This is a genomic window from Trichormus sp. NMC-1 (assembly GCF_001858025.1).
Lineage (GTDB): Bacteria > Cyanobacteriota > Cyanobacteriia > Cyanobacteriales > Nostocaceae > Anabaena.
The window spans coordinates 265512-279042 of record NZ_LZQD01000001.1 but is presented as its reverse complement, the minus strand read 5'-3'; the positions used below and the strand labels follow the sequence as shown (position 1 = coordinate 279042).

The following is a 13531-nucleotide window of genomic DNA, read 5'->3' as shown; positions in this document are numbered from 1 at the left end:
TATAACTATATGTATGGGGATCATTAACTGCCAAGGGTTTCAAAAACAAAAAAAATCTGTGTGCATATGCACTGACAAAATTACTATAAAACTGTATCTTTAATATTTACAGCCAACTCAAAAAAGTCCGGATCTACTAGCAGTATACTTGTAGGAAATAGTAGGGTGTGGTAGTTTTTATAGATGATTAGGGTTGATTATCCTCAAGAGAAATGTTAAGCCTAAAAATCTACAAACCTGCTGCATGGAAATTTGTCAGCAAATTGACCAAAAGTCATTGAAAACCGTGATATTTTCAAGTGTTATCAGACTATCTCCTCATATCAGCTTGGGATAGTTATTATTGTTCTATATCTCTTTAACAGCCTATCAGCATAGGTCGAGTTTACCAATCATATCTACTATAGATATCTTGGTTCAACCATTCTCTACTGTCACTGCCAAATCTAAAATCTAATATTGGTATCATTACCATACTTTCAAGTTATTTCTGGAATTGTGGCATCTTGGCTTTGGCTATTGATATTAAGAATTGCTTTTACTATTAGAATGAAACTATATTTAATGACTAAATATATTTTCTTATTCTTAAGACAATCAGGAATTTATATTCTATACAACACACATTAAGGAGCATTAATTCAATATGGCAAATCTTAATCTTTCTCACTCTACCAAACAACTTCTAGCTGGTTATGGGGGTATTATTTTTGGAGGATTTGGACTGCATAAATTTATTCTTGGTTATGCCCCGGAAGGTTTTATCATGCTAGTAATTTCTGTTGTTGGGGGTTCTATTACTTTTGGTTTTACATTGCTGATTATGCAATTGGTTGGTCTAATTGAAGGCATGATTTACTTAAATAAGAACCATGAAGAATTTGTGAATACCTATTTCGTGAATAAACAAGGCTGGTTCTAAAATTTTGGCTCAACAGCATTCCGAATTTGAAATCTCAAATCTCAATTGGGTGAAATATGCCAATCCTTAAACCTAAGCAGGTTAACTTAATCATTTTATTGCTGATTGGTATCGCTTACTTCAGCACTATGTCTAATTTAGAAATAAACAATTTTTACAAAAGCCTGATTTTCATGATGCCTATACAAATGGTAACTGTGATCTATCTGACTTATAGGCGCTGGAGTCGTTGATGGTAGTTGACAATTTAAATATTATTGACATTTGGTCATAGTTACAGATTTCGCCTATCCTCGAAGTAGAGACACATTTTGTCAGGGATAGAATTTTTCTAGCGAATCTAAAAACTTGCCATGCAACTTCTCCCAGAAACTAAGCTTGCCCCAGAATCTACCCCAATGACAGAAAAAATTATTTTAGATGTTGGGGGCATGAAATGTGCTGGGTGTGTAACAGCAGTAGAAAAACAGCTAAAGCAACATCCAGGAATCAGAAGCGTTTGCGTCAACCTAGCGACAGAAGTAGCCGTAGTAGAAGCAGAGGCAGGTGTAGCAGATGCAGATACACTAGCAAAGGGATTGACAGCCACGGGATTCCCCACGCAAACCCGCACAGCTAATAGCAAAATAGCAAGTGAGACATCAGCTAGACAAGACCCCGCAATCAGACAACGCCAAGAAATGGTGGGGGCTATAGGGCAATTAGCGATCGCTGGGATGCTACTGCTATTATCAGGAATTGGACATTTTGGTAGTACAGTTTTACCCATATTCAATAACATCTGGTTCCACTGCGGACTAGCCACCGTATCGCTGCTAATTCCCGGCCGCCCAATTTTAATCGATGGCTGGCGCGGTTGGCGACGGGGTGCGCCCAACATGAATACTTTGGTCAGTCTAGGAACTCTGACAGCCTACACTGCTAGTTTGGTGGCGCTTTTGTTTCCCCAAATGGGTTGGGAATGCTTTTTTGATGAACCGGTGATGATGCTGGGCTTTATCCTCCTAGGAAGGACATTAGAACAACAAGCTAGAGGTCGTGCTGCCGCCGCATTTAGGCAATTACTAGCACTCCAGCCGCAGATAGCCCGATTGATTGCTAACCCAGAAGCAGAGAAATTAATAGTAGGGGCAAATATTGTCGAGATACCTGCTGAACAAGTGCGGATTGGTGAATGGTTGCAGGTGTTACCAGGAGATAAAATCCCCGTTGATGGTGAAGTTCGCTTTGGACAAACTACGGTGGATGAATCGATGCTGACTGGGGAAGCTGTACCAGTTATGAAGCAAGCTGGAGATGCAGTCGCAGCAGGAACTCTCAATCAGTCGGGTGCGATCGCTATTCAAGCTACTCGCACAGGTAATGATACTACTTTGGCGCAAATCGTGGCTTTGGTAGAAGCAGCCCAAACTCGGAAAGCGCCGGTACAAAAATTAGCAGATACGGTTTCTGGTTATTTTACCTATGGGGTGTTAACTGCTTCTTTGGTGACTTTTCTATTTTGGTATTTTTTCGGAACTCACATTTGGACGGAAGTTACCGTTGCCAGTGGGATGGAAATGATGAGTCACTCGGCACAACACCCAGCCCCCAACACACATTACTCCTCACTGTTAATTAGTTTAAAATTAGCGATCGCTTTGATGGTAGTCGCTTGTCCCTGTGCTTTAGGACTAGCAACCCCCACAGCCATTCTGGTTGGTACAGGTTTGGGTGCAGAACGGGGTTTATTAATCAAAGGTGGTGACGTTTTAGAAAGAGTCCACCAACTAGATACTGTGGTTTTTGATAAAACAGGAACTCTAACTACAGGTCATCCCACTGTGACAGATTACTTGGTATTTGCAGAAAATGGAGAGGAAAATTCCCCTCAGTCCCTTCTCCAACTAGCAGCAGCAGTAGAAAGCGGCACTTACCATCCTCTGGCGAGAGCAATTCACCAAGCAGCACAGCAACAAAAGTTATCAATTCCCCATGCTGTAGATTTTCATACGCAACCAGGATTAGGAGTGTCTGCTGTAGTCGAAGGTAAAAAAGTACTTTTAGGTAATTGGGATTGGTTGAATAACCACGGAATTGCGATTAGTGAAACTGCACAACAGCAAGGGCAAAAATTGGCAATAGCGGGTAAAACAGTGATTGGTGTGGCAGTTGATGGCACTTTAGCTGGATTAATTGCTGTCAGTGATACCCTCAGACCAGATGCAAAAGCAACAGTAGACAAGTTGCGTCAAATGGGTTTACGGGTCATCCTTCTCAGCGGTGATAGATTAGAAGCAGCCAGTGCGATCGCAGGGCAACTAGGACTAGATAGCACTGATGTCATGGCAGGTATCCTCCCAGGGAAGAAAGCAGAAGCAATACAGACTCTTCAAACTGGGGAACATCAATCCGTTGTCGCTATGGTTGGAGATGGAATCAATGATGCTCCGGCTTTATCTCAAGCAGATGTAGGAATTGCTTTACACTCTGGGACTGATGTGGCTATGGAAACAGCAGAAATTATCCTGATGCGGGATTGTTTGAGCGACGTTGTGCAATCAATTCAACTTAGTCGTGCCACTTTCAACAAAATACGTCAAAATTTATTCTGGGCTTTTGCATATAATACAATTGGTATTCCTTTAGCAGCGGGTCTTTTGCTACCCAGTTTGGGTTTTGTTCTCAGCCCATCTAGCGCAGCAGCACTCATGGCTTTTAGCTCAGTTAGTGTCGTAACTAACTCAGTTTTATTACGCCGCTTTGCACATCTACCTTAAAATTATCACTGGGAGGTAAAACCTAAATAGGTTCTATCTTGGCTCATACCCCTTGAGTCATCTCGAGTTCGCTTAATTACTGATCAAAAAAACTCGACCCGTTCCCCTATTTGGAGCTTGAAGAAGACACGGGGACACGGGGAAACGGCGACACCCTATGTCTAAAGCCAGGGGATTCCAGCAAGGAATGTCTTTTTTCTTCTCCACGACTCAAGTCGGGGGCTTGAAACCATTTGCGTCGAACGTCATACACAGGCGACTCTGGAGCGTCCTCTTCGGTCAGACTTAATTATAAGTCTTGAACCGAAAGCGATATCAGGTGTTATGGCAGGTATTCGGGAAATTTTAACAGGCGTGAAAGTTTTTTGGTGTTTGGGTTTTATGATCAGTCTATGTCAATAATTTACCTGGTTAACAAAGCCTAAACTCCTTCCAGAGACGATATTCTCTTATGGACAAAAACAATATACTATTCTCTACTCACGTCATGTGTAATTTCAATGTTGATTGGATTTAATATGAGATAATTCCGTCTAAAAGCATGGTAGAAAAAGATACTCATTTGACTCTTGTGTATCCAAGTTCAACAAATTTTAGTAACCATCTGTCAATGGCAGCAGAACTTAATGAAAACCATCTACTGATTATAGAAGATGATCAAGGACGTAAAGAATTTCCTCTAGAAAATTCCGTCTATTCTATTGGTAGAGACCGTAATTGCAATATCCGGTTGATATCGCAGTTTGTCTCTCGTCACCATGCTACGTTAGTCCGATTCCCACGCAAAAATCAGAATAATAGCTATTATTACCGGATTATCGATGGTGATTCCAAAGGGAAGCCCAGTGCTAACGGTTTAGTGATTAACGGACGCAAAATACCAACCCATAACCTCAAAAATGAAGATGAAATTGTCTTTGGACCTCAAGTACGAGCAATTTATTATGTTTTGAAAAATACTCGTATTTCAGGAGATACTGATGCTTGTGAGTATGATATTACATTAATAAACCCAGGTACAACAGAGGAGATGGAAGACTGATACCGTTTCACTTGCAGATTGATACAAATGGACAGACGCTCTGACCAGGAATTTTAGATTTTAGATTTTAGATTTTAGATTCAAAAAAATTTGGTATGGGTTCCCCGTCCTCTACTGACGGCAAAATACTCGCTGCGCTGCGTACGCTTCGCTAACGTAAATCCCAAATCCAAAATTTTCAAGCTCTACACTTGAGGGTGGAGTCAATCCAAAATCCAAAATTGTAAATCCAAAATCGAGTGACGCGGAGATTCATTTGTAGCCTTAATTAAGTGAATTGATATGACAAGTCAAGAACTCAAGTTGCTAGTAACTTAGGATACTAGCGACTTACGTTATGATCCGGTGAGACTTTGAATTAGATGCCAATGTCGGCTATGTTCAATTGCCTGCTTGACAAAATCAAATATTTGCCGGCAATGATTATTCAATTGCAGTGGCAGTTCCTCATTTTTGATCACAATACTTAACCGGGTTTCCGTTGCCGTAGCAGTTGATTTATCAATCAGTACTTCAATGCTAACTAACTTAGAGAAAGATACATTACCAGGAATTTCACGAGCCATAATGTAGTCGGCCGTGTAGTATTGAACATCCAAGTCACAGTCTTGTAGCAGTTCTATAAGTAATGCTTGGAGATGCTCAATGGGAACAGAAACAATAAATGAACAGGTATAGCGAGCCATAATAGCCCCACGCCTTGCAACACTCCGTCCATCCTATAATACTGAAGTAAATAAAAGGCAAGTTGTTATAAATTTATTACCAGAAGCCGTTTTTTTCGCAAGCGATCGCTCTACAGTTGAAAAATAGATAGGGGAAAATGGGGATATGGGGGCAATTCCCCCTTTCCCCCGTGCTTCTTCTGTTCAACCGAACAGGATATTAGCTATTAGTTCTCTGGGACATCAACCAAAATATTGCCTTCTTCCACACGCAGAGGAAATACAGGCAAGGTTTTTGCTTGGGAAACCATTGAAAGCAACTTACCCACTCCAGGTGGCCAGGGACACCAAGTTTTTACTTCACCACTACTCAGGTCAAAAGCGCTACGATGGAAAGAGCAGACAATCGCCCCGTCTTTAATTTTCCCGGATTTCATCGGTAATTTTAAGTGAGGGCAACTATTCTCTACAGCATAAAGCTTATTTTCGTGGTTTAACAGCAAGATATTCCGCTGTCCCACTTTCACAACTTCTCTCGCACCGGGAGCCAGTGCATTAGCTGATAGAACCTTAATCCAGGCCATACAGTTTTCCTTTGTTGACAAATCTGTTCTCAGTTTCCCGCAATTGGGCGCGGTATGATTAAATTAATAATTAGACATAGAAGTGAAAATTAAATATGCCTTTCCTAGAACCCTTGTAGAGACGTTCCATGCAACGTCTACATTCTTTTCTGGAGATGTCTATTAATATCGTGTTCGCTTAAAGACTTATAATTAAGGAACCGCGCTCCAGATAGGGAGAGGCGGGGACGCGGAGAGTTTTTTTGATAAGTAAGCTTTCCACTAGATCAGAACTTATGCTTTAGATAGCTTACTGATGTAGGGGAATTGCAATTATAAACTCTGTACCTTGTCCAGGAGAGGAAATACACTCCAATTTTCCCAGATGTTTCTCAGTGATAATTTGATAACTAATAGATAAACCTAAACCTGTACCTTTACCTACTGGTTTAGTAGTGAAAAAGGGGTCAAAGACTCGCTTGTAGATATTTCCGGGAATTCCAGTTCCATTATCGGCTATGCAAATCATTACTTTTTTATCTTCCGTGAGTCCAGTCTGAATGCGAATCTCTGGTTTGCTCAATGCAAATTCTTCACTGAGAATAGACTCTTCCAAAGCATCAAGTGCATTTACCAGAATATTCATAAATACCTGATTGAGTTGTCCAGCGTAGCATTCGACTAAAGGTAAATTATCATACTCTTTGATCAGTTCAATAGCAGGACGATTAGATGTAGCTTTGAAACGATTTTGCAAAATCATCAAAGTACTATCTAGACCTTCATGGATATTTACTGCTTTCATCTCTGCTTCATCCAAGCGAGAAAAGTTTCGCAGAGATAGAACAATTTCTTTAATTCTTTGAGTACCAATTTTCATAGAATTCAGTAATTTAGGCAAATCTGTAATTAAGAAATTGAAATCAATTGCTTCCATTTCAGCTTTAATTTCCGGGACTGGTTGGGGATAGTAGACTTGATAAAGTTGTATCAGTCTCAGCAAATCTTCAATGTATTCATGAGCAGGATTAATATTCCCATAAATAAAGTTAACTGGGTTGTTAATTTCATGTGCTACACCTGCCACTAACTGCCCTAAACCAGACATCTTTTCACTTTGCACCAATTGAGAAGCTAGTTGTTGTGCCTCCTGCTGTAATTGTGCTAAAACTACTTCTAGTTTTTCCTTAGCAATAGCTAATTCTTGCTCTCGTTCTTGAATAGTTTTAAAAGATGCTTCTAGCTGTTCAGTCATGCGGTTAAATGATTGCGCTAATTGACCGATTTCGTCATGGCTAAGAACTGGTACTTTTTTATCTAGATTTCCTTGTGCCAATTCGTGAACAATTTTAGTGAGTTGCACAACTGGTTTAGAAATTGATTTGGCAACTACAAGAGCAGCACAAATCACGCAACAAACTGTAATTATTCCTAAAAATATCACAATATTTCTGAGAGTTGTTAAAGTTTCAAAGGCTTCTGATGTATCCATTTTCACCAACAACCCACTATTTAAAGAAGGTAAATATCTCCAGGCCGCAATAGTTTTTTGACCGCGATAGTCAATCGTAATCCCTGTTCCTTTAATCCCATGTGCAGCTTGATCTAATGGGTTTAATTTTTGTTGACTAATCTTGACAGTTCTTTGAAAAGCGGCGTTGCGATCATGTCTGGTTGGAGAAGTAAAGATTATTTGTTCTCCTACTACGGAACCGAGAATTGTTTCGCCAGTATTACCTAAACCCGTATAATCGTTTACTACTTTATTAAATTCTTGATTATTCAATTGCAAGACTACCACACCAATAATTAAATCTTTTTTAAAGACTGGAGCAGCAATAAAAGCAGTAGGTTCATTGATAGTTTCATAATATGCAAAATTAGAAACTTCTACTTGCATCAAGGTTTTAGCTCGATCAAAAACTTTGGCTAATTCTAAATTTTTTAAATTCAGATTATAATAATTTTGACCATATTCTTTACCCCGTTTTACTGAAAAAATATGATCGCCAGATTGTGATATCAACACAATATCAGAATAATCAAATATTTCTAAATATTTAGCTATAAACGGTCGATATTTTGCATCTAATTGCCAAGATGCTAGTGAGTTAATTCCTGATTGTTTAAAGATTTTTTGATATTGTTCTATAGCATCAACTATATTTGGTATTTGGGCAATAGCAGCCGCATTTTTTTTACGTTCATTGATATAATTATCTAATCTTTTTGCCTTGGTTTCAGCAATATAAATAAGATTATTATTGACTTGTTTTTCTTGGGCTTTTCCGACAATATAATATGTTAAAAAGGTAACAGTTGTCAGCGGTACTAAGGCAATTAATAAAAACCATAATAAGAGTTTATTGACAATTTTGTTTTTTTTCAATTTTAGCATCTCCTTTTTTCAATTATTTTCAACCGGGATTAGCCCAGTTGTTATTCCAATTCTTATAGAGAGAATTTAGGAACATTTCCCAGTCTGCTTTGGAGCGAGAAAGAGGATAGGGTACAGGACGAATTGGTTTATCTGAGTTCCACACAATTTCAAATTGTCCATCTGCTTTTATTTTACCAACTCTGACCGTTTTCCAGGTATGTTGGTTATCTGAATCTATATATACAATACCTTCCGGTGCTTTAAAACTTTGGTCTTTAATATTTTCTTTAATAAGATTGACTTCATCTTTCCCTGCATCTGCAACAGCTTGCGCCCATAAATAAACTCCAAAATAGCCAGCTTCAATGGGATCAGATGTAACTCTATGTTTACCATATTTTGTTTGAAAATTATCGATAAAATTATTATTAACATTGTCATTAATACTCTGAAAATAATTCCAAACTGCATAATCACCAACTACATATTCTCTCGGCAAATAACTCAATTCTTCTTCAGCAATACTAAAAGAAATAGTGGGGATTTTATCGGAGGTAATTCCAGCTTTTCTTAAAGCTTTAAAAAATGCCAGATTACTATCACCATTAATCGTGTTTAAAATTACATCTGGCTTGGTTATCAAAATATCTTTTATCGCTAGTTCCACATTATTACTACCCAAGAGGATGTAGTCTTCCCCTAAAATTTCTCCTCTTAATGCGGTTACTTGGTCTTTAATAATAGCATTGGCTGTGCGGGGAAAAATATAATCTGAACCCACTAGAAAAAACCGTTTACCTAAATTATCAAAAGACCATTTGACGGCAGGAATAATTTGTTGATTTGGTGCAGCACCTGTGTAAACTATATTTGGTGACTCTTCTAAACCTTCATACTGGACTGGATAAATCAGTAAATGATTATATTTTTCAAATATCGGCTTAACGGTTTTTCGACTAGAAGAAGTCCAGCAACCAAAGACTGTAACGACTTTTTCTTGAGTAATTAGTTTTTCAGCTTGTTTAGCAAATGTATGATCATCTGATTTACCATCAACGATAATTGGCTGAATTTTTCTGCCCAGAATCCCATCTTTTTTGTTAATTTCTTCAATGGCCAATAAGGTAGCATCAACAACGGATTTTTCACTAATTGCCATTGTGCCACTGAGGGAATGAAGAATCCCAACTTTAATAGGTTGGTGAGAGGCTTTAATCTGGGAATGAGTTAAATAAAATAGTGTGATTCCCAATATAAAAGCTAGGATTATAAAAATATTTTTTTTATATTTATGTTTTAATAAATGGGATTGATATGTGGAATTTTTCTGAAACATAGATTTAAAAAAGCAGCCAGACAATGTGAATAAAAAAAGGAGTAAAAAGAAAAAATTAGGTGTTACTAACTATAATATTTTTTAGGATTTTAAGAAAATGCATACAAATAAGTTTTACTGATTAATCTCAAGTTGAAAAAGCTAGTATCCAAAGTTTTTCCTATGAATGAACTCAGTATAGGTGAAATTTACAACACTTTAACAACACTTTCTTTCAAGATATCTTAACTATTTCCCCTAACATGATGAAGAGTATTATTAAAGATATCTACACTGTAATTATGTTATTAAACTGGTATAGTTACTCCTGATATTTAGTTATTACGGAGGTATGCCCATATGGGTTTAACCGTTAGGGGATTAGTTGCGATCGCTCTCAAACAGTAGGATAATTCTAAAGATCAGGGATGTAGCGCTAATTTCGATGGCAATTATTAAAAAAAAATTTACCTAGGGAAAATTCCTAATATATAAATAAAAACAGATGAAACAAGCAAAAATATTACTCGAACCAGGCACATTATGGACAAAAGTCAAACAAACCACAGCACAAGCTTTAAAATGCGGGGCGCTTAAATCTATCCCCACAGAGTTTGAATTTATTGAAGAAGATGGAATTAAATTTTTAGTCAGAATTTTATCTAACCTCAACCTCAAAAAAGCAGCTAAGGAAAAACAAGAAAAACAAACCATATCAACTGATAAAGAGTTTAATCCTTTCTTACCTTACGAAGAAGATTTATTTGTGGCGGATATTTCTGATAGTCACGTTTGCATTTTAAATAAATTCAATGTCGTTGATTATCACTTGCTGATTATTACCCGTGCTTTTGAAGAACAAGAAAGCTTACTAACTTTAGAAGATTTGGCCGCGATGTGGGCAATTATTGCTGATTTCAATGGTTTAGTGTTTTATAATAGTGGCAAACTTGCTGGTGCTAGTCAGCGACATAAACATTTGCAAATTGTCCCTTTTTCGGGGAAAGATATTCCTATTACACCGCTTTTAACAGCCGCTAAATTTCAAGATTCTGTGGCAACTATACCTGGACTTCCTTTTTTACACTCGTTCACAACTCTAGATATTCAAGCAGGTGCTGAGGTAACTTTAGCTAAATATCACGATTTACTGCGGGCAGTGGGTATTGAACCGATTAATAATATACAATCTATTGCATATAATCTTTTGGCTACGCGAGAATGGATGTTAATTGTACCGCGATCGCAGGAGGAATTTGAGTCAATTTCTGTGAATTCTTTGGGGTTTGCTGGTGCTTTGTTGGTGCGGAATGCTGAACAATTGCAACTGCTTAAAGATATAGGTCCAATGAATATTTTAAAAAATGTGGCTGTAGTGGAGTTTTAACGCAGCGAAAAGTTCCTCGTTCGCGTCAGCGTTCCGCAGGAAAGCCGGGTTTCCCGGCGTAGGAAACTTTTCAAGACAGAGGAACTCAGAGTTAAGCGCAGAGGGACAAGGAGGAGGTTATTTTTGAGATGGAGATATAATTTATTTTTGCTCTCTGTAGTTATGAAAAAATAAGGAAATTTATTTATGGAATCTCTTGATTTAAAATGGATTCGTTCTCAATTTCCAGCATTAACACAAACTATCAACGGATACCCAGCGATTTTCTTTGATGGTCCCGGTGGAACTCAGATACCTGGTGCGGTGCTGGATGCAATGAGTGATTATCTAGTACGTTCTAATGCTAATGCTCACGGTTATTTTGCTACTAGTGTGCGAACTGATGCGGTGATTAATTCTGCACGGGCTGCGATCGCAGATTTTTTAGGATGCGATCATGATGAAGTCGTATTTGGCGCAAATATGACTACTCTCACTTTTGCTGTCAGTCGCGCTATTGGTCGAGAATTACAAGCAGGTGATGAAATTATTGTTACCAAACTTGATCATGCAGCGAATATTTCCCCTTGGTATGCTTTAGAAGAAAAGGGTGCAATTATTCAAGTTGTAGATATTAATGTCGAAGATTGTACTCTAGATTTAAATGATTTAGAAACCAAAATTAATGAAAAAACAAAATTAGTAGCTGTGACTTATGCTTCTAATGCTGTGGGAACAATTAATGATATTGGCAAAATAATCAAATTAGCTCATGCTGTGGGTGCTTTGGTTTTTGTCGATGCTGTTCATTATGCTCCCCATGCACCGATCAATGTCCATCATTTAGATTGTGATTTTCTCGTTTGTTCAGCTTACAAATTCTTCGCTCCCCATGTTGGGATTTTATATGGAAAAAAAGAGCATTTAACTCGTTTAACTCCCTATAAAGTCAGACCTGCATCTAATGAAGTTCCATCAAAATGGGAAACCGGAACTTTAAATCATGAAGGTTTAGCGGGGTTAGTAGCAACAATTAATTATTTAGCAAAATTAGGTTGTCACGTTTCCCCGACTTTAGATAATGAATTACTTGATTCTTTAATAGAAGCAGATAGAGAAGGTTTAACTACTTTTCATTGTCCCCGGTTTCTCACTTCCCCTGAACAACCAAATTATGAGTTAACATCTGCTTATCACAGTCGTCGTGCGGCTTTGTTAGCTGCAATGTCAGCCATTCAGCAATATGAAAGAGAATTAAGTAAAAAGCTGATTTCTGGGTTGTTAGCAATTCCCGGTTTAAAGGTTTATGGTATCACTGAACCTAGTCAATTTAGCTGGAGAACTCCCACAGTTTCTATCACAATTGAGGGTAAAAAATCGGCAGATGTAGCGAAGATTTTAGGAGAAAAGGGAATCTTTACCTGGCACGGTAATTTCTATGCTATTGAACTCACAGAAAAGTTAGGCGTAGAAACATCTGGAGGTTTATTAAGAATAGGATTAGCACACTATAATACTGGGGAAGAAATTAATCAACTTTTGCAAGTTGTCTTTGAGGTTGTTTCTTGAAGTGACGTTGTAATAAAAAATGTAGAGAAGTTCCATGGAACGTCTCTACAAGGATTGTAGAAACCGCTTATCTAAATGTTTTTGATGTCTATTGTCAAGGATACTACTTATGCCTGAGACTTTTTTACCGCCATGTTTTTTTTGAGTTTGTTGAAACCATAAAACACACCACCAAATACTAACAAACTAGCATTTGTGGAAAATCCAAAGGGAACAGGTTCTGGATCAGAGACGGTAAGAGAAATGTTGTTGAAACCTGCTGCGGAACTGTTGCTACTACCATTTTCATTCAATGAGATAACTAGTCTGTAAGCCCCGGCTGATAAAGAGTTGGCAGGAATATTACTTATTTCATTTATTCCCAAACCATAACCAGGTATGGAGTCAGCCGGATCGACGGTTCTTTCAAAAAGTTGTGCGCCATCTAAATTGTCAATTTTCACAAGCGCGATATTGAAGTTATCCTTGTCATTAAATCCTCCTAGTGAGTCGCCATTAAATGCCCAATTAAAGTTAAGCGCGATAGGTTGAGCAACTTGAGTTGAGTCAAGATTAACAGTAGTAGTTGACGTAGCCGCGGTATTGTTGTTTCTCAGTGAATCATTGGGTATGTTTGAGTCACCACCTACACCATCACCATTGAGACCTGCTGACGCACCTAGAAGTAGAAACGTGGTTGTGAATGGAGTAGTAGATCCAATTGTAAAACCGTTCGGTGCAGTTTGTGTGTTAATGAGGATGGTAGGAGCAGCATTTGTGTTACCTGTACCAGGAGAAATACTAAAGTCTGTAGGAGCAAATGAGAAAACAAGTGCTTGGGCAGATTGTGCTGAGAGAGTAATACAGGAAGCAGTAACAACCCCAGTCAGCGTTATTGCAGTATTGGCGAACTTTTGAAAAGCGGATTTAATCTTGTACATTATTCGTTATGATCCTTATGGATTTGGTAT

At 38.1% G+C, this 13531-nt stretch carries 10 protein-coding genes; 5 read left to right on the top strand and 5 right to left on the bottom strand.

The window, feature by feature from the left end; genetic code table 11:
• Positions 1-646 precede the first annotated feature (646 nt).
• The 3 genes from A9Y75_RS01245 (at position 647) to A9Y75_RS01235 (ending at position 4723) form a co-directional block, all read left to right on the top strand.
• Positions 647-922, top strand: coding sequence for a hypothetical protein (locus tag A9Y75_RS01245; protein ID WP_071187487.1), 276 nt, complete (start codon positions 647-649; stop codon positions 920-922).
• A gap of 353 nt (positions 923-1275) precedes the next feature.
• Positions 1276-3681: a heavy metal translocating P-type ATPase gene (locus tag A9Y75_RS01240; protein WP_071187485.1), complete on the top strand. Its 2406-nt coding sequence runs from the start codon at positions 1276-1278 to the stop codon at positions 3679-3681.
• 541 nt (positions 3682-4222) lie between these two features.
• On the top strand, positions 4223-4723 hold the full coding sequence (locus tag A9Y75_RS01235) for an FHA domain-containing protein (RefSeq protein ID WP_071187483.1): 501 nt from the start codon (positions 4223-4225) through the stop codon (positions 4721-4723).
• Positions 4724-5058: 335 nt separating this feature from the next.
• On the opposite strand, the gene A9Y75_RS01230 is transcribed toward A9Y75_RS01235, so the two are convergent.
• The 4 genes from A9Y75_RS01230 to urtA all read right to left on the bottom strand — a co-directional run bounded on the left by A9Y75_RS01230 (position 5059) and on the right by urtA (position 9667).
• Positions 5059-5409, bottom strand: coding sequence for a hypothetical protein (locus A9Y75_RS01230; protein ID WP_071187481.1), 351 nt, complete (start codon positions 5407-5409; stop codon positions 5059-5061).
• 206 nt (positions 5410-5615) lie between these two features.
• The gene (locus A9Y75_RS01225; RefSeq protein ID WP_071187478.1) at positions 5616-5972 is read right to left on the bottom strand and encodes a Rieske (2Fe-2S) protein; all 357 of its coding nucleotides are present in this window, start codon (positions 5970-5972) and stop codon (positions 5616-5618) included.
• A 289-nt stretch (positions 5973-6261) separates the two neighbouring features.
• Positions 6262-8349, bottom strand: coding sequence for an ATP-binding protein (locus A9Y75_RS01220; RefSeq protein ID WP_071187476.1), 2088 nt, complete (start codon positions 8347-8349; stop codon positions 6262-6264).
• A 19-nt stretch (positions 8350-8368) separates the two neighbouring features.
• Complete coding sequence (urtA, locus tag A9Y75_RS01215; protein ID WP_071187474.1) at positions 8369-9667, bottom strand: urea ABC transporter substrate-binding protein; 1299 nt, start codon at positions 9665-9667, stop codon at positions 8369-8371.
• 484 nt (positions 9668-10151) lie between these two features.
• Between urtA and A9Y75_RS01210 the strand changes: the two genes are divergently transcribed.
• On the top strand, positions 10152-11033 hold the full coding sequence (locus tag A9Y75_RS01210; protein ID WP_071187472.1) for a phosphorylase: 882 nt from the start codon (positions 10152-10154) through the stop codon (positions 11031-11033).
• 186 nt (positions 11034-11219) lie between these two features.
• The gene (locus A9Y75_RS01205) at positions 11220-12581 is read left to right on the top strand and encodes a cysteine desulfurase-like protein (protein ID WP_071187470.1); all 1362 of its coding nucleotides are present in this window, start codon (positions 11220-11222) and stop codon (positions 12579-12581) included.
• A gap of 107 nt (positions 12582-12688) precedes the next feature.
• Here A9Y75_RS01205 and A9Y75_RS01200 read toward each other — a convergent pair whose 3' ends face one another.
• Positions 12689-13501, bottom strand: a complete 813-nt coding sequence (locus A9Y75_RS01200; RefSeq protein WP_071187468.1) for a hypothetical protein — start codon at positions 13499-13501, stop codon at positions 12689-12691.
• Positions 13502-13531: the final 30 nt, after the last annotated feature.